At 48.6% G+C, this 17,872-nt stretch carries 17 protein-coding genes; 12 read left to right on the top strand and 5 right to left on the bottom strand.

Annotation, left to right across the window (positions count from 1 at the left end; all coding sequences use genetic code 11):
• Positions 1-69 precede the first annotated feature (69 nt).
• The 4 genes from ACYVGO_RS00835 (at position 70) to ACYVGO_RS00820 (ending at position 4,998) form a co-directional block, all read left to right on the top strand.
• On the top strand, positions 70-1,116 hold the full coding sequence (locus tag ACYVGO_RS00835; protein ID WP_460966836.1) for a YheT family hydrolase: 1,047 nt from the start codon (positions 70-72) through the stop codon (positions 1,114-1,116).
• A 38-nt stretch (positions 1,117-1,154) separates the two neighbouring features.
• Positions 1,155-3,074 carry a phosphoglycerate dehydrogenase gene (gene serA / locus ACYVGO_RS00830; protein ID WP_142773968.1) on the top strand — a complete coding sequence of 640 codons (1,920 nt, stop codon included), beginning with the start codon at positions 1,155-1,157 and terminating at the stop codon, positions 3,072-3,074.
• On the top strand, positions 3,074-4,147 hold the full coding sequence (locus ACYVGO_RS00825) for an aminotransferase class V-fold PLP-dependent enzyme (RefSeq protein WP_142773969.1): 1,074 nt from the start codon (positions 3,074-3,076) through the stop codon (positions 4,145-4,147). Before serA ends, ACYVGO_RS00825 begins: the two co-directional genes overlap by 1 nt.
• Positions 4,148-4,302: 155 nt before the next feature.
• A complete protein-coding gene (locus ACYVGO_RS00820; protein ID WP_142773970.1) occupies positions 4,303-4,998 on the top strand; it encodes a hypothetical protein in 696 nt (231 codons plus the stop codon).
• 45 nt (positions 4,999-5,043) lie between these two features.
• Here the strand turns inward: ACYVGO_RS00820 and ACYVGO_RS00815 are convergent, their stop codons facing one another.
• Entirely contained in the window at positions 5,044-5,550 is a 507-nt protein-coding gene (locus tag ACYVGO_RS00815) for a DinB family protein (protein WP_460966833.1), read from the bottom strand.
• 101 nt (positions 5,551-5,651) lie between these two features.
• Between ACYVGO_RS00815 and ACYVGO_RS00810 the strand changes: the two genes are divergently transcribed.
• From ACYVGO_RS00810 to ACYVGO_RS00800, 3 genes are all read left to right on the top strand, one after another.
• A complete protein-coding gene (locus tag ACYVGO_RS00810) occupies positions 5,652-6,107 on the top strand; it encodes a DUF4920 domain-containing protein (RefSeq protein ID WP_460966831.1) in 456 nt (151 codons plus the stop codon).
• A 74-nt stretch (positions 6,108-6,181) separates the two neighbouring features.
• The gene (locus ACYVGO_RS00805) at positions 6,182-6,601 is read left to right on the top strand and encodes a hypothetical protein (RefSeq protein WP_246859175.1); all 420 of its coding nucleotides are present in this window, start codon (positions 6,182-6,184) and stop codon (positions 6,599-6,601) included.
• A 79-nt stretch (positions 6,602-6,680) separates the two neighbouring features.
• Positions 6,681-7,958, top strand: coding sequence for a metal-dependent hydrolase family protein (locus tag ACYVGO_RS00800; protein ID WP_142773974.1), 1,278 nt, complete (start codon positions 6,681-6,683; stop codon positions 7,956-7,958).
• Positions 7,959-8,019: 61 nt separating this feature from the next.
• Here the strand turns inward: ACYVGO_RS00800 and ACYVGO_RS00795 are convergent, their stop codons facing one another.
• Positions 8,020-8,931: an alpha/beta fold hydrolase gene (locus ACYVGO_RS00795; RefSeq protein ID WP_460966828.1), complete on the bottom strand. Its 912-nt coding sequence runs from the start codon at positions 8,929-8,931 to the stop codon at positions 8,020-8,022.
• A 9-nt stretch (positions 8,932-8,940) separates the two neighbouring features.
• Positions 8,941-10,353 carry a glucuronate isomerase gene (gene uxaC, locus ACYVGO_RS00790; protein ID WP_460966826.1) on the bottom strand — a complete coding sequence of 471 codons (1,413 nt, stop codon included), beginning with the start codon at positions 10,351-10,353 and terminating at the stop codon, positions 8,941-8,943.
• 220 nt (positions 10,354-10,573) lie between these two features.
• Here uxaC and ACYVGO_RS00785 point away from each other — a divergent pair, with 220 nt between their 5' ends.
• The 4 genes from ACYVGO_RS00785 to ACYVGO_RS00770 all read left to right on the top strand — a co-directional run bounded on the left by ACYVGO_RS00785 (position 10,574) and on the right by ACYVGO_RS00770 (position 15,585).
• Positions 10,574-11,935 (top strand): MFS transporter, encoded by a 1,362-nt coding sequence (locus ACYVGO_RS00785; RefSeq protein ID WP_142773977.1) that lies wholly within the window; start codon positions 10,574-10,576, stop codon positions 11,933-11,935.
• 24 nt (positions 11,936-11,959) lie between these two features.
• Entirely contained in the window at positions 11,960-12,952 is a 993-nt protein-coding gene (locus ACYVGO_RS00780; protein ID WP_460966824.1) for a PfkB family carbohydrate kinase, read from the top strand.
• A gap of 179 nt (positions 12,953-13,131) precedes the next feature.
• Positions 13,132-14,670, top strand: a complete 1,539-nt coding sequence (locus ACYVGO_RS00775; RefSeq protein WP_460966822.1) for a tagaturonate reductase — start codon at positions 13,132-13,134, stop codon at positions 14,668-14,670.
• Positions 14,671-14,838: 168 nt separating this feature from the next.
• Positions 14,839-15,585, top strand: coding sequence for a hypothetical protein (locus tag ACYVGO_RS00770; protein ID WP_460966820.1), 747 nt, complete (start codon positions 14,839-14,841; stop codon positions 15,583-15,585).
• Positions 15,586-15,650: 65 nt separating this feature from the next.
• Here the strand turns inward: ACYVGO_RS00770 and ACYVGO_RS00765 are convergent, their stop codons facing one another.
• Together ACYVGO_RS00765 and greA are read right to left on the bottom strand one after the other, a co-directional pair.
• A complete protein-coding gene (locus ACYVGO_RS00765; RefSeq protein WP_460966819.1) occupies positions 15,651-16,040 on the bottom strand; it encodes an HIT family protein in 390 nt (129 codons plus the stop codon).
• Between the two features lie 88 nt (positions 16,041-16,128).
• Positions 16,129-16,602, bottom strand: a complete 474-nt coding sequence (gene greA / locus ACYVGO_RS00760) for a transcription elongation factor GreA (RefSeq protein WP_460966817.1) — start codon at positions 16,600-16,602, stop codon at positions 16,129-16,131.
• Positions 16,603-16,913: 311 nt separating this feature from the next.
• Between greA and fmt the strand changes: the two genes are divergently transcribed.
• Positions 16,914-17,837, top strand: a complete 924-nt coding sequence (fmt, locus tag ACYVGO_RS00755) for a methionyl-tRNA formyltransferase (RefSeq protein ID WP_460966816.1) — start codon at positions 16,914-16,916, stop codon at positions 17,835-17,837.
• Positions 17,838-17,872: the final 35 nt, after the last annotated feature.

Genomic DNA, 17,872 nt, shown 5'->3' with positions numbered 1-17,872 from the left:
TATTGGATTTACCAAGCTTCTAACTTCTGGAACTCTTACCTTTGCGGCTTCAATCGCCCGCGTTCGGTAATGCCGCTGATTGCCCCATCAAGTTATAAGCCACCCACCCGTTTGTGGAACGGCCACCTGCAAACCATCATTCCCTCGCTGTTCCGCAAGGTAGCAGTCTCCTACGTCCGCGAACGTATCGAAACCCCCGATGATGATTTTCTGGATTTGGATTGGGCGAATTCGATGAATAGTGAACAATGGATAATGAACAATGCAGAAATTCCTTCTCAGCATTATCCATTATCCATTACACATTATCCATTGGTTATCCTCACCCACGGTCTGGAAGGCAGCTCCACGAGTCCTTATCTGGCCGGAATGGTACGCCATCTAACGCAAAATGGATTCGACTGTCTGGCCTGGCACTACCGGTCCTGTAGCGGTGAGATGAATCGGCAGCAACGGTTTTATCACGTTGGCGAAACTGGTGATTTGCAGCTGGTTATACAACATGCGCTTTCGAAAGGCTATCAAACCATTTATCTGATGGGGTTCAGCGCAGGAGGCAACGTAACGCTCAAATACCTGGGAGAACACGGTACGGCAGTACATCCAGCCATCAAAAAAGCGGTAGTGTTTTCAGTTCCCATGTATTTAATGGGATCGGCACGGCGGCTTGAACAGTGGGACAGTCTGGTTTATAATTACCGATTTAACCGAACGTTAAAACGAAAAGTATTGGAAAAAGCCGCAGTCATGCCGGGCATTTTTCCGACCGAAGCCGTGCGAAAAGTACGCAGCGTTCGGGAGTTCGATAATACGTTTACGGCCCCCATGAACGGTTTTCTGGATGTGGAAGACTATTATACGCGAAGCAGTTCATTGCAGTTTATACCCGCCATTACCATTCCAACACTGATTGTCAATGCAAAAAATGACCCTTTCCTGTCGCCGGAATGTTTCCCGAGCGAGTTGGCAAGGGAACTACCGAACATGTGGATGGAGTTCCCTGAACAGGGCGGCCACTGTGGCTTCCCGGCAAAAGATGAAGGCATCCAGGGGACGTACTGGTCAGAGAAACGGGCAGTAGCATTTTTAACAGCACCTAACTTGATTTACCAATAAGAAGATCACTAAATCGCTGCGATGGCGATATCCCAATCATGCTCACTAAACAACCGAACGTCGGCACGACCGAACAGACGTATTACATTATTGATTTCGACAGCACCTTCACCAAGGTAGAAGCACTGGACGTACTGGGCGAGATTTCGCTCATCGGTCGCCCAGACCGCGACGATGTACTGAATCAGGTTAAAGCCATTACTGACCGGGGTATGTCGGGCGAAATTTCCTTCACCGAATCGCTCAATCTACGCCTGAATCTTTTAAAGGCCCACCGTGATCAGTTGCCTGCTCTGATCGAAAATCTGATGGGTAAAATATCCGATTCGTTTCAGCGGAACAAGGCGTTCCTGACTGAGAACGCGGATAATATTTACATCGTCTCGAATGGCTTCCGGGAGTTTATCGTCCCCATCGTAACATCGCTGGGTGTTCGGGCCGATCACGTGTTTGCCAATACGTTCGTGTTCGATGAAGCGGGTGCAATTGTTGGTTTCGACCCTAAAAATCCACTTTCGGCCAACGATGGCAAATCGCAGGTGATCCGGAATCTGAAACTCGATGGCGAAGTGTACGTTATTGGGGATGGCTATACCGACTATGAAATTCGGGCATCGGGTCTGGCGAACCGGTTTTATGCCTTTACCGAAAATGTAATGCGTCCTCGTGTCGTTGAAAAAGCCGATCACGTAGCCCCTTCTCTCGACGAATTCCTATACCATAATAACCTGAGCCGGAGCCAGTCGTACCCCAAAAGTCGGATTAAAGTGTTGCTGTTGGAAAATGTCCACCCCGTGGCGGTTCAGCTCTTCGAACAGGAAGGCTTTAACGTGGAAATTCGGAAAGGTGCATTGGATGAAGAGGAACTCATTGAAGCCATTCGTGATGTATCGATTCTGGGTATCCGCTCAAAAACGAACGTGACGGCACGCGTTCTTGAACACGCGAATAAACTGATGACCGTTGGTGCCTTTTGCATCGGTACCAACCAGATCGACCTGGATGCCTGTACCGAAAAAGGCATCGCCGTTTTCAATGCGCCTTACAGTAACACCCGCTCGGTCGTTGAACTAGCCATTGGCGAGATCATTATGCTGATCCGGAGTATTGTGCCCAAGAGTAATTTGATGCACAAGGGTGGCTGGGATAAATCAGCAAAAAATAGTTTTGAAGTTCGTGGGAAGAAACTTGGGCTGGTTGGTTATGGCAACATCGGCACCCAGTTATCGGTCGTCGCCGAAGCCCTTGGCATGGAAGTTTACTTCTACGATATAGTTGATAAACTGGCTCTTGGTAATGCCCGCAAATGCAAATCGCTGGACGAACTGCTGGCCATTGCCGATATTATCAGCCTGCATACCGATGGACGGAAGGAAAACAAAAACCTCATCAGCTACCGGGAGTTTTCGCTGATGAAAAATGGGGTTATCTTCCTGAATCTCTCCCGTGGCCATATTGTTGATATTCCTGCGCTGGTCGATTCCATTGAGCGTGGTAAGGTTGTAGGGGCTGGCATCGATGTTTTCCCGCATGAGCCAAAAACCAACAATGAGGAATTCATGAGTACGCTTCGCCGGTTGCCAAACGTAATCCTGACGCCACACATTGGAGGTAGCACCGAAGAAGCGCAGGCAAACATCGGTAATTTCGTTCCGGGCAAGCTGCTGGAATACATTAACAACGGAAGCACTTATGGCAGCGTTAATTTCCCTGAACTGCAACTACCTATGCTGAAAGGAGCACACAGACTGTTGCATATTCATACCAACGTACCGGGTATTCTGGCAAAAATGAACTCTATTTTCGCTAAATACCACATCAATATTCATGGTCAGTACCTGAAAACAAACGAGCAGATTGGCTACGTAATTACGGATGTCGCCAAAGAATACGCTGACGAAGTGGTTGAGGAACTGAAAGGGATTGATAACACGATTAAGTTTAGGCTTCTTTATTAATGAAAAACACCTACTACACGCCCGGCCCCGCCGAACTCTACCCAACCTTCTACCAACACCTTCAACAGGCGCTGGATGATCAGATTGGCTCGATTTCGCACCGGAGTAAGCAGTTTCGGGAAATCTATAGATTTACCGACGAGCAGTTACGAACCTTACTGAATATACCCGCCACGCATGGCATTTTCTTTACCGGCTCGGCATCGGAGGTGTGGGAACGTGTCCTGCTGAATTGCGTTGAATTTGAGAGTTTTCACGCCGTAAATGGCTCCTTCTCCCAAAAGTTTTATGACTATGCCAATGCCCTTAACAAGCATACGCATCTGGTCGAAAAACCATTTGGAGAGGGATTTGACGCGGCTGATATTGAGGTACCCGCCTATGCTGAACTGGTTTGCCTGACGCATAACGAAACCTCATCGGGTGTGCAGATGAAACCTACAGAAATCCATAAGCTCAAGCGCAAATACCCCAAGAAGCTGTTTTGCGTGGATATGGTCTCATCCGCCCCCTACCCTGACCTGGATTTCGGCATCATTGATTCAGCGTTTTTCTCGGTACAGAAAGCGTTTGGTATGCCTGCCGGATTAGGGGTCTGGATTGCCAGCCAGGCGTGCCTGGAAAAAGCCGAACGCTTACAAAAAACGGACGACTTCACGATTGGCGCGCATCACACGTTACCAACCCTCTGGAAACATTATAAGGACTTCGAGACGCCGGCAACGCCAAACGTGCTGTACATTTATCTGTTGGGTAAAATTGCGGAAGATTTTAACCGGATTGGCATTGATACGATTCGAAAACAGACCGAAGAAAAGGCCCGGATGATTTATAAATTCCTGGATAGTTCTGACGCCTACGAACCGTTTGTCAAACAGGAACGGCACCGGTCGCAAACGGTCGTTGTAGCCACCACAAAAAAGCCATCGGCAGAAGTCATTGCATCGGCTAAAACGGCCAATATGATTGTGGGTAGCGGCTACGGAAAGTTCAAAGACACGCAAATTAGGATAGCTAATTTCCCTGCCACATCAGTTGAGCAGGTGTCGGCACTGCTTGATCAATTGAAGTAATTCTGAGTCACTCCTCAAGTTGTAGTACAAACGCCTTCTCATAAAATGGGAGGGCGTTTTTTTTGTTCACCCGGTCCTGGCAGCGGTAAAACACAAACTTTATGCCTCATTCGTGGTTAATAGGACATTAGTTGCATGCTCTCAACTCAACGACGATGAAAAAAATACTTACGCTCCTATTGGTATCGACAAGCCTATCGATAGTTGGTCTGGCTCAGAACCGATCCGATTCAACCGACCGTTCGCAGCCGCTTGTCAACGACCGGACGAAACAGGAACTGCGTCAGAAGGCCACACAGGCTAGTGACAAGATCGAAGATGAAATCGACAAATCACTTAGTTATCAGGAAACACATCAGTTAAGCTGGTTCGATCCCGGAAACGTATTTGTTGGTGGAGGTATTGGTTTTGGCACAACTAGTGGTCAGGTGTACTTCGACGTCAATACCCGCCTTGGCTATTTTTTCCAGCCGGGTTTTGCGGCTGGTTTACGCTACGACGCAGACCGTCTTGTGGGAAATAAATATCACGCCCGGCAGGTCGGCGCATTTGCCCGGTATTACCCATTTCGTACCCGAATCAGCAGCTTTGTGGGAGCCAGTATCAATAGCGGGCGGGAATTCTCGGAAACGATCCCGCTCGACACCAAATCTAAATACACGAGTGTTGGTCTTGAAATTGGTATGATGGCCTGGATTCTACACCGATTGGGAGCTGAAATTTCGTACGAAAGCAGTTTCTACAATAAAATAGACCCAACCGTTAGCCGGGGTAAAGGAGGACGACTGAAATTCGGCGTTAACTACTACTTCGGCCGTGTTGGAAATCGCGGCCTGAAGCTCGCCCGGTAATCTTGCTATAAAAAAGGCCAGCAGAAATGATCTGCTGGCCTTTTTTTATACTTCAGGTAATAGCCTCAAGTGGTGTTGCGTATGTATGTCGGTAAAAATTAGCATTTCCTGAACCGTTAGCTTGCCAAGTACGGGGTGGGGTATACAATAGGTGGCTAGCTCCTGCTCTGACCAGGTAGTAATTGCCTCCACTAACGCCTGATAAATCCCGGTAAAACGTTCCACTAGTACACTTTTCTCAACCTGCATATCCTCCAGCCGGGGCGACATAGCAACAGGAGCTTTAGCGCCTGTCCCCAGTATTTCTGAATAGGCCGACGCTAGTTCGGTATAGGTTCTTGAGGGCCAATCGGCTTTGCCCCACTGTACCAACCCCTCACGCGGACCAGTCATCAGTCGTACGACAGGTCGGGCTGATAAGTAAAGGTGTTGCATTACCTCAGCCACCGACCACTTTTCATTAATATGCGAGTGAAATTGCTCTTCGGAGAGACTATCTGCCAGGTCAATAAATGCCTGACAGTTGGCAGATAGGTGTTGTTGAATTGTCATAGTTGTGTTTTTAAAGCGCCCTCACGGCAGAAATTACTACTTTTGTCTACGAATGCTTCGCAACCCAAACACAATCAATTTCACCAATCTTCTGAAAACCAATGAAACATCTTCTGTTATTATGTTTGTTGCTTGCCGCGTCAACGGGTGTATTTGCCCAGAATGAAGCTAGTTTCCATGGCAAAAAAATTACCGAAAAAGGGGCGATTCCAGCAACTCAGTTAGCTACTAAAATGGCCGACAAAACTGAAATGCCAGCCAAAGTAGAAGGCACCGTTGAGTCGGTCTGTAAGGTAAAAGGGTGCTGGATGAAAGTCAAAACCGGTGATGGGCAAACCATGCGCGTTACATTTAAAGACTACGGTTTCTTTGTTCCGAAAGACATTGTCGGTAAAACTGTTGTGGTTGAAGGTACCGCTGAAACCACCACCACCCCTGTAGCCGATTTACGTCACTACGCCGAGGATGCGGGCAAGTCGAAAGAAGAAATTGCAAAAATTACCGAGCCTGAAAAAGCGCTGACCTTTGTTGCGGATGGCGTCATTGTGAAAAAATAAGGAAGCGGTTCCAACCATTTTTCTGGCAGTAGTATCCTTGTAGGAAACAAATTGCAAGTACTATGTTAGACTCAATGAAACGGCTTTCTGGTTTTCTCATCGTTGGAACTCTTCTCTTTTCAGCCTGTAAATCGTCCGATACGCAACCGTCTGATCTGGTCTCGGTTGGCTTACACCAATCAGCCCGACTAGCTTCGGATGTAGTTGTTCGGGTCGATTCTATTCAGGATAGCCGCTGCCCAACGGGTGCTACCTGCGTCTGGGCTGGGCAAGCAAAAGTAAAGATGCTGCTAGTGAAAGAAACAGATTCCACGAAAGTTAATCTGGTCATTGGAGCAAGCCTTAATCCAGACTCGACAAAGCGCCAGGACTCAACGAATGTTACCCTGAGCAACCAGACCTATAAGGTAATTCTACGCGACGTTTATCCCTATCCGACCACATCGACCCAGGGCCAGCCCCAGGCAGCGGTTGTCCAGGTAACAAAAATATAAGGGTTCTTCAACGTCTTTTCGTATTTTGAGGGCTGTAACCGATGGTTACAGCCTTTTTTGTACCCAACCAACTTCATTTATGAAAAAACTATACCTGCTGGCAAGCTTGTCCTTGCTGGCCTCTCCTCTGTTTGCCCAACGCACACTGATTCATTGCGGCAATCTCTTCGATGGTGTTGGCAATAGCCTTCAACCCCAAATGACGGTCGTTGTTGAAGGCAACAAGATTACTGCCGTACAAAAAGGATACACAGCACCTGCCGGGCAGGATCGGGTGCTGGACATGAAATCAAAAACCGTTCTGCCTGGACTGATCGATATGCACGTTCATTTGGAAAGCCAGACGCGTCGGGGTGGTGCCATTGACGGCTTTACAAGCAACCCAGCAGATGTTGCCTATCGGGCGGCAGGCTACGCTAAAACTACATTATTAGCAGGCTTCACAACCGTTCGAGACCTGGGTGGATCAGGCGTAAATGTATCACTTCGCAACGCCATCAATGCTGGACTGGTAGAAGGGCCGCGTGTACTTACTGTAGGTAAATCCATTGCCACAACGGGCGGTCACGCCGATCCAACCAACGGTTACCGCAAAGACCTGATGGGCGATCCCGGCCCAACGGAGGGTGTTATCAACGGTCCTGAAGATGCTCGAAAGGCGGTTCGGCAGCGCTACAAGGATGGATCTGACCTGATCAAAATTACCGCAACGGGTGGTGTACTAAGCAACGCCAAAGATGGCTCGGGACCACAGTTTACGGAAGAAGAAGTAAAAGCGGTTGTTGATGCGGCCAAAGATTACGGTTTTGCGGTAGCTGCCCACGCCCATGGTGCCGAAGGAATGAAACGCGCTATCCGTGCTGGTGTACAGACCATCGAACATGGCACGCTGATGGATGATGAAGCGATTGATCTGTTCAAAAAGCATGGTACATATTATGTTCCAACAATCATTGCCGGTAAAACCGCGGCTGATTCGGCCCGGCATTTCGGCTATTACCCTGCTCTGGTAACTCCGAAAGCGTTGGCCATCGGCCCAAAAATTCAGGCCACATTTGCCAAAGCTTACAAAGCAGGGGTAAAAATTGCCTTTGGCACCGATGCGGGTGTTTACATTCACGGCTTCAACGCCAAAGAATTTGAATACATGGTTGAAGCAGGAATGCCACCAGTAGAAGCTATTAAAGCAGCCTTGATGACCAACGCAAAACTGCTGGGTATGGATGCGCAAATCGGATCGGTTGAAGCCGGTAAGTTTGCCGACATTATCGCCGTAGACGAAAACCCGATTCAGAATATCAAAACGCTGCAAGCCGTCAAATTTGTCATGAAAGACGGGAAGGTGTATAAGCAATAGAGGGAGAAGGGAGGAAAGAAAGAAGGAGGAGGAAGATAGGATTATGCAAAAGCCGACCTCCTTATTCCTCTCCTCCCTTCTGTCCCTCTCCTCCTTCCTCCCTTTCCTCCTTCTTCCCCATTATCAACTCATTCACCCGTTTAGCTTCATCATGTTGCACCCAGTGGGTGGCATTTTCGATAAATTCGACGCGTCCGTTGTCGCAAAGATCAATGCTGAGTTGTGCCATCTCCCGCTTTAGGAATTGATCCCGGACGCCCCAGATTAATAAGGTCGGTACAGTAACCCGTATAGTTGGTTGTCGAGCAGGTGGTTTTTGAAGGGAAGCCCGATACCAGTTGATCATGGCCTTCGCAGCACCTGGCTGCGACCAGGCTGCTGTATAGTGTTTTAGATCAGTATCACTAAATATTCCCCGTCGGCTGCTACGTCGTAGTGTTTGGGTCAGGAAAGTCCAATTGCCCAGGCGAACGACGGCTTCCGGCAGCCAGGGCAACTGAAAGAAACCGATATACCAGCTACGCAGCATTTGCCCTATGTTCCGACTGGCGTACCGCTTCATCACAATCGGGTGCGGGACATTCAGAACAACCAACCGCTCTACGCGTTCCGGGAACGAAACCGCCGTCCACCAGGCAACAGCCGCGCCCCAATCGTGACCCACAAGTATAGCGTTGTGCCGACCTGCGGCATCGATTAGTCCAATAACATCTGCCACCAATGAATCAAGGCTATAGGCAGCTATCCCAGTTGGTTTATCACTGATGTTATAGCCCCGCTGATCGGGCGCCCAAACCCGGAAACCGGCCTCTGCTAAGGCATCTATCTGTTTCCGCCAGCCATACCAGAATTCCGGGAACCCATGTAGCAAAATAATAAGAGGCCCATCTATTGGCCCTGCCTGAACGACATGAAGTCGAACGGGGGGCGAACCGGCAGATGGGCCACTTGTGTCAATAAACGTATGCGTCACAGATCGAAGTTAAAAGCCAAAATAGCGTTCGGCGTTGCGATAGCAGATATCCTGAACGATCTCACCAACCCAGGCAACGTCGTTAGGTAATTCACCGTTTTCGATTTCGTTACCGAATATATTGCACAAAATCCGCCGGAAATATTCGTGACGGGGAAATGACACGAAACTGCGCGAATCGGTCACCATACCCACAAATGCACTCAGGAGACCCATGTTGGAGAGGGCGTTGATCTGTTTCTCCATCCCATCTTTCTGATCCAGAAACCACCAGCCTGAGCCAAACTGCACTTTACCTCGTATCGACCCATCGTTGAAGTTCCCGATCATGGTGGCTATCACTTCATTATCTGCCGGATTGAGGTTATAAAGAATCGTTTTAGCCAGTTGATTCCGATCATCCAGGCCACCCAGAAAACGTGACAACGAGGCTGCTTGCGGAAAATCGCCGATACTATCCCAACCCGTATCAGGGCCAAGCTCACGGAGTCGGCGGAGGTTATTGTTTCGCAGAGCGCCCAGGTGAAACTGTTGTGTCCAGCCCTTTTCGTGATCCCACTCAGCAAACTGAACCAGCATGAAGGATTTGAATTTCAGAACGTCAATTGGCAAAATGGCAACTCCCCTATTCAGTTGATCGAATATCCGTTGTACCTCACCTTCGGTGTAGGGTTCGGCATAGATCACCTCCAGGCCATGATCGGACAGGCGGCAGCCCATTTCAGCGAAATAATCATGACGCGATTTCAGGGCGTCGAGGTAGCTGGCCAGTGTGTGAATCTCGCGATTGGTCAACTCGGCTAGTTTCTGCACGTATCCCCGAAACACGATAGGATCATCGGCAGCCATCGCTTTATCGGGGCGAAAAGCGGGCAGAATCTTCACATTGAAGCCATCCTGCACCAGCTGCTTGTGGTGTTCCAGTGAATCCAGTGGATCATCAGTTGTACACACCACCCGAACATTGAAATACCGAAGTAGGCTCCGGGCCGACAAATCCGGCAATTGATCGTTACAGGTATCGTACACCAACCGGGCGGTCGTGGGATTTAAAACGTCGGTTATCCCAAACGGGCTTTTCAATTCCAGATGTGTCCAGTGATACAACGGGTTTCGAAGTGTATACGGAACGGTTTCCGCCCATTTTTCAAATTTCTCCCAGTCACTTGCATTACCCGTGCAATAGCGTTCGTCGATGCCATGCGTACGCATAGCCCGCCATTTGTAATGATCGCCATAGAGCCAGAGTTGCGTAATGGTGTCAAACTGTTTATCGGCCGCAATCTGATCGGGTGGCAGGTGACAATGGTAGTCGATAATGGGCATTTTTCGGGCATAGTCGTGGTAGAGTCGACGGGCCGTTTCGGTTTGCAATAGAAAATCGTCAGATAAAAATGTAGGAGCGGGCGAAAGTGTAGTCATGCTGGCAAAAGCAAAAGCCGGGTCATTTCTCCCGGCTTTTGCTTTTATTTTTACGGTTATGCTATAGCCATCTGGCAATTCAATAGAACTCCCCTCCCAGCAAACCGAGCCTTAACCCGCGCAATTCGGCCAGTCAACGGATACTGACTCATTTACCAACTGAGTGTTTAGAAAAAAAAGCGTTCTTTGCTGCTTTTCTCCCTAAACACGTAAACTTGTTTTGCAAACGCCAACTACTTCGGGCCGTTTTCGATGGCGGATTGTTGCCTTACTATTTCTGGCAACGACGATAAATTATGTAGATCGGCAGGTGTTATCGTTTACGATGACCGACGATTTATTCCGAAAAGAGATGCTCGATGTAGCGCCTAATACAGTTCTTACCAAAGAAGCCACCGACCGGTTTAAGGTATTGTATGGCGATGTGGATGCTGCCTTTAAATTTGCCTATGCCATTGGTTTTCTGCTGGTTGGCTGGCTCATTGACCGCATTGGCACTCGAAGGGGATTCTCACTGGGTATTATTATCTGGAGTATTGCCGCTGTTCTGACCGCGTTTGTCAACAATATGACCGGGCTTCGATGGGCGCGTGCATTTCTCGGTCTGGGCGAATCGGCCAACTTCCCCTCCTCGGTTAAAACCGTTGCCGACTGGTTTCCTAAAAACGAACGTTCATTTGCGCATGGCCTATTCAATGCCGGCACAAACGTGGGTATCATTCTCACCGCCATTTCTGTACCCTATTTAATTTTGCAATTTGGCTGGCGCAGTTCGTTCCTCGTAACCGGTCTTCTGGGCTTTGGCCTGCTCATTTTATGGTGGTTCACCTACAGTAAACCCGAACGGAGCACCAAACTTACCGCAGAAGAACTGGCCTATATTCGCAGCGACAACGAGAAAGTAGCACCCCGGACGGTATCCTGGGGGCAGTTATTGGGGTATAAACAAACCTGGGCTTTTGCTGTCGGGAAATTAATGGCCGACCCGATCTGGTGGTTCTACATGTCGTGGCTACCCGATTTCTTCAACTCCAACGACGCCCTCGACCAGAAACTCGATCTTAAAAGTTTTGGTGTTCCTTTCCTAATTATTTATGTCGTGTCTGATGCCGGCAGTATCTTTTTCGGCTGGCTCAGTACGCAGTTTATGAAGCGGGGTTGGTCGGCTAACCGCGCGCGTAAAACAACCATGCTAATCTGTGCACTCTGTGTTGTTCCTATCTTCTTTGCGGCCCAAACCAGTAGTCTGACGGTTGCCATTGCGCTGATTTCCCTGGCAACCGCGGCTCACCAGGGCTGGGCCGCCAATATGTACACGTTTGCGTCAGACCTTTTTCCGAAAAACGTAGTCGCGTCTGTTAGCGGAATCGGCGGTATGTTTGGGTCGGTAGGCGGTATTTTATTGTCCTTATTGGCAGGCCGGATCATCACCGCTTTCGGGTACAGGCCAATGTTTATTATTGCAAGCTGTTCGTATCTAATTGCATTAGCTATTATTCATTTAGTATTGCCGAAATTAGAGCCCGTCAAGGCCGAAGAATTAGAAAAAAGTGGTCACTGGCTGATGGGGACCCGCTCCTAATTAATCCGTTTCAAGTTCAATCGAATGAAAATTATCACTTTTGGCGAAGTTATGCTCCGGCTTAGTCCGCCGGGTGTTGGGCGGTTTGCTCAGACAGACAACCTGATGATGCACTTTGGAGGTACCGAAGCGAATGTGGCCGTCTCCCTGGCGCAGTTTGGCTTACAGTCCTTCCATGTTACTCGTTTTCCAGATCATGCCCTTGGTCGGTCGGCCGCTGGTTATCTTCGTAAGTATGCTGTTAGTACCCAACACATCCAATACGGCGATGGGCGACTCGGGCTCTATTTCCTGGAAACCGGAGCCGGAAGCCGGGCCAGCCAGATCATTTATGACCGGGTCGATTCCGCTTTTTCACGAATAAAACCGGATGACATTGACTGGGAATCCATTTTACAGGGGGCCGACTGGTTTCACTGGACAGGCATCACCCCTGCCCTCTCACAAGGCGCTGCCGACTGTTTGCTGGCAGGTATTCAAACGGCCAATCGGCTCGGTGTTCCTGTTTCGAGCGACATCGTTTATCGAAGTAATTTGTGGCAGTACGGCCGAAGTCCGCAGGAGATCATGCCTGCCCTTACCGAAGGCTGTACGCTGGTACTGGGCAGCAAAGGGTTGTTTTCTGAGCTTTACGGCGTTGTTGGAAGCACGTTTCAGGAATCAGGGCGTGCGCTGATGAAGCGCTTTCCGAACGTTCGGTACATAACGGATACCAAACGGACCTCTGTTAGTGCATCCCACAATCGGCTGGGGGCTAAGTTATTCGATGGGCAGGATGTGTATAAGTCAAGAGTCTATGATATTCAGCCGATTACCGACCGAATTGGTACAGGAGATGCCTATATGGCGGGCTTAATTTATGGGTTGCTAACGTTCAACGACTTGCAGCGGGCTGTGGAGTTTGGCGCGGCAGCCTCGGCCTTAAAACATACCATTCCGGGCGATGTAAACCTGGCTACCGTTGCCGAAGTAAACACGCTGGCCAATGGCAACAGTTCGGGAAAACTGAAACGGTAAGTAAGTGAGCCAATTTTGATTCTTTAGAGTCTATTACCGCTCAATAGACTCTAAAGAATTCAACGAATCAATAGATTCTAAAAAGCGCCTGATTCGCAAAGTAGTTCGTATTATTGCTGAATTATGAAGAATCCAGCCATAAATTTCCATTTCAGATAACAGTAACGATTATCCAACTGATGACTGCAAAGCAGATTGCCACCCATCCAATCATGGCTAAATTAACCCGTTCGACACACCCCGCACCCGTTTTTCCCGAAAAAATTCTTCAATTTGGTACTGGCGTTCTCCTCCGCGGATTGCCCGACTACCTGGTTCAGAAAGCGAATGCGGAAGGGCGATTTGGGGGGTCTATTGTCGTCGTCAAATCGACGGATAGCCAAACCAATGAATTTTCGGATCAGGATAACCTGTACACCGTGGCAGTTCGTGGACTTCAGCAAGGGCAACCTGTTTCCGAAACCACAATTGTTTCGGCCATTAGCCGAGTACTGGCGGCACAAACGCAATGGAAAGAAATTCTGATGCTGGCCCGGAATCCAAAACTGCAGATCATCATTTCAAATACCACCGAAGTAGGTCTGGATTATGTAGAGGAAAGCATTTTTCAGCATCCTCCGCAGTCGTTTCCGGCTAAATTAACGGCCTTTCTGTACGAACGTTTTCGGAGCGTTGGTGGCTCACGAGCCAAAGGGCTAGTAGTTATCCCAACCGAACTTGTCACGGATAACGGCCTGAAACTCCGCGATGCGGTCGAAAAAATGGCCCAATTCAACGAGCTGGGAAAATTGTTCACCAAATGGCTCAAGTTCCACGTTCGGTTCTGTAACTCACTGGTTGACCGGATTGTAACCCGCCCTACTAAAGAAGCTCAGGAAGCATTACAACAGGAGGCTGGCTACGAAGATGAGCTATTAACCTTTACTGAGCCCTATCACCTCTGGGCCATTGAGGGCGACGATCGTGTGCGGGAAACGTTGAGTTTCGCGGATGCCAGCACCCCACAGATCATTATCGACGAAGACATCAATTTTTACCGGGAGCGTAAGTTGCGGGTGCTTAATGGTACGCACTCCCTGACAATGCCGTTAGGTTATCTGCTTGGCCTGGAAACCGTTGCCGACGAAATGAGCCATCCCGCTATGAGCAAGTTCATCGAATCGCTGATGCTTACCGAGATTGTACCGACCGTACCGGATTATGATATTCCGGGTATGGATAAAGCAGCGGTTGCACAGTTTGCCAACGATGTACTCGATCGTTTCCGTAACCCCAACCTCGACCACTTGCTGTTAAATATTTCGCTTCAGGAAACCGCAAAAATGCAGTCCCGCAATGTAGCAACCATTCAGCGCTATTTTGAGCAGTTCAATGCCGTGCCCAAACACATTGCATTGGGCTTTGCGGCTTATTTGCTGTTCATGAAAGCAGTTCGGGAAGAAAAAGGGCAGTTTTTTGGAGAAATCGCCGTTAATGGCGGCATCCTGACCTACCCAATCCGCGACGATAAGGCGGGCTATTTTTATGGCGATTGGAAGACGGTCAAAAAAGGAGTTCCTTCAACTGTACAGCCTTTTGTAAAAAGCGTACTCTCCGATGTGTCAATCTGGCAAACCGATCTGTCGGCACTTCCCGGTTTTGTTGAGGCCGTAGCTCAATACCTAAACGACATGCTAACAGCTGGCGTAGAAAAAACCCTGACAAAAGCGCTCTCCTAGCTTCTCTCTGGGCTACTAGTAGCCCACTCTTTTCTGGTAGTCCACGAAACAAACAGTTCCTGTCAAACATAAGTTGGCAGGAACTGTTTGTTTACTATATCCTATCAAATCATCTAATTTTTACATTTTAGATGAATTAACTACTTATTCATTCGTTCGGCAGCGTTTATGAAAACTCTTTCTTATTGGGCCAGTCGTCATGTATCCCTTGCTATTTTTCTAATTATACTCGGCGAACTAGCGAATGGTGTTAACGGCGTTTTACTAGGTGCTACACTAGTAGGGGAATTCCCGTTGATTTATCTCTATGTATGTATGCTGGTCCTGATCGGCCTGGCAATTTACGTACAGCTTTCTGCAAGGCAGCTACCATCAGCAACCCATTATTGGCTTGGCCGACGGTGGCTGTTCGTCGCCTTTCTGAGTAACTTCCTACTGTTTGGATTATTGGGTGGGATCTGGAATCAACGCGTACAGACACAACAGTCAACGGCAAACGTCTTCGGTGGTCGACGTATTGTCGTAGCTGGTGATTCGCTGTCACCAGTAGATTCTGTCCGCCGGTCAACTCAGCCGGAAATTAAGGCTACTCCTTCCGACACACCGAAGAGTCCACGTGGGCTCTACATCGTATTGGGTATACTAGGTATAGCTGTCGCCTATGTTGTCACCGGCTTAGCGTGCAATATCGCCTGTGCAGGCAACGGATTTCTGGCATTATTGGCTTTTTATCTAGGTTTGGGAGGTCTGGCAGGTTCCTTTTACTACGTCAGCAAAGCCGTTCAGAAAACACCCAAACGACGACGAGATATGACGGTCGATGAGCGAAAAAGGGATAGTCGTCGGTTCTGGCTGCCCTGGGTCATTCTGATTGGCATTGCGTCGGTACTTCTTCTGGTAGGAGCCACTAAATGAAAAAGCCACTGCAACACGAAATTTAGTCGTGTTGCAGTGGCTTAGGAAGTAGCAAAACTACCTGCTTATAAAAACGCTCGTATCTTCTCAGCCGTCTCAGTCAGTTCAGCCTGAGTCGGTTTTAGTTTATTGTAAAAATTCATATCCGCCATGGAGTTGAGTGGGATTAAATGGACATGTGCATGTGGCACCTCCAATCCAATAACGGCGACTCCGATGCGTATACAGGGAATAGCTTTCTCGATAGCCGGGGCAATCTTTTTAGCAAACGCCATCAGCCCGATATACAGCTCATCATCCAGGTCAAAGATATAATCGACCTCTTTTTTAGGAATGACCAGCGTATGGCCTGTGGCCGTTGGCATCACATCCAGAAACGCAAGGTAATTGTCCGTTTCGGCAATTTTGTGCGCCGGAATCTCACCAGCAACGATACGAGAGAAAATGGAAGGCATAATGAATGAATAATGTAAAATGGATAATGAATAATGTAGGATAGCAGCCGTCCCATTATCCATTTTGCATTATTCATTATCCATTAATTTACCGGGCTATATCGATTACTTCAAATTCCAGTACACCGGCGGGGACTTTGATCTCGGCAACATCACCCACATGTTTGCCTAACAGCCCTTTCCCGATGGGAGAACCTACAGATATCCGGCCCGATTTCAGGTCAGCTTCTTCCTCAGAAACCAGCATGTAGGTCATTTCAGCACCGTTTTTCTTGTTTTTAATCTTCACTTTCGACAGCACCGAAACTTGCGATACGTCAATCGTTGATTCATCAAGAACCCGAGCGTTAGAGAGAACTTCTTCAAGTTTCGATATTTTCAGTTCATGTAAACCCTGAGCATCTTTTGCCGCATCGTACTCCGCGTTTTCGCTGAGATCTCCCTTATCGCGGGCTTCGGCAATCTGGCGGGCAATTGCGGTCCGCCCTTTCGTTTTCAGATCAACTAATTCAGCTTTCAGCCGGTTGAGCCCTTCTTCTGTGTAATATGAAATCTTTGCCATAATATAATAATACGTACTCGTTATTCACATTGGTTTGGTGTGCTCCCTAAAAACAAAAAGAACGGTACACCGACCGTTCTGCAACCAAATTGGTTTTCTTTGCAGACGCGTCAGGGGTGCCGTCGGGTTTCCGAAGCAAACGGTTCAGGACTATAAAAAATTGTTCGTCGCATAGGCTAAGCCATTTTCTGGCCGGTCACATTCTGACGCAGCGCGTTCTAACCAACGCAACTGTGATACAAAAGTAAAAATACTTCACGGCTATATCAACACATAGCCCATTCGCTTCGTAAAAACTGATTTACTGATTCATGCCTACTCCTCTTCGCATTGTATTCATGGGTACGCCCGATTTCGCCGTTGCCAGCTTACATCGGCTGCTGGGCGCGGGTTGCCAGGTTGTTGCAGTCGTTACCGCTCCAGACCGTCCTTCTGGCCGTGGGTTACAGTTGACTCCCTCACCGGTTAAGAAAGCGGCAGAAGCAGCCAATTTACCCGTTCTTCAACCCGAAAAACTCCGTGATCCGGCATTTCTGGAACAACTCGCCAGTTATCAGGCCGATCTGCAGGTAGTGGTTGCTTTCCGAATGCTGCCTGAGGTAGTCTGGGCTATGCCAACCATCGGCACGTTTAATTTACATGGCTCCTTGTTACCGCAATACCGAGGGGCAGCTCCTATCAACTGGGCCATTATTAATGGTGAAACCGAAACGGGTGTTACAACCTTTTTTATCGAAAAAGAAATTGATACGGGGCAGATGATCTTTCAGGATTACGAGCCTATTTACCCCGACGATAACGCCGGAACGGTGCATGACCGATTGATGGAGCGTGGGGCCAATCTGGTGCTCAAAACCGTGCACGCCATTGAAGCCGGTGAGTATCCACGCACGCCCCAGCCCGTTGCCAATGATCTGAAACCAGCACCGAAACTCAGTCGGGAAACAACGGAAATCAACTGGAATCAACCTGCCCACGCCATTCGTAATTTTGTACGCGGCCTATCGCCCTACCCCTCGGCCTGGACGTTGATCAACGGAAAAGTATTCAAACTCTACGATGTCTCGCTAGCCAACGAATCCCCGTTTGCGGCTGAACCGGGAGAAGCCTATACAGATAATAAGAAAACGATTCTGGTTCGGGCGACCGACGGATGGCTGCAACTCAACACCCTCCAGGCCGAAGGCAAACGACGTATGACTGCCGAGGAGTTTTTACGAGGGAATAAATTGTGAAGTTAAACACAGAGGCACAGAGAACATAGAATTAA

It is taken from the genome of Spirosoma migulaei (assembly GCF_054776855.1).
Note: the sequence above shows the minus strand (reverse complement) of the source record. Positions and strands in the feature narration are given on the sequence as shown.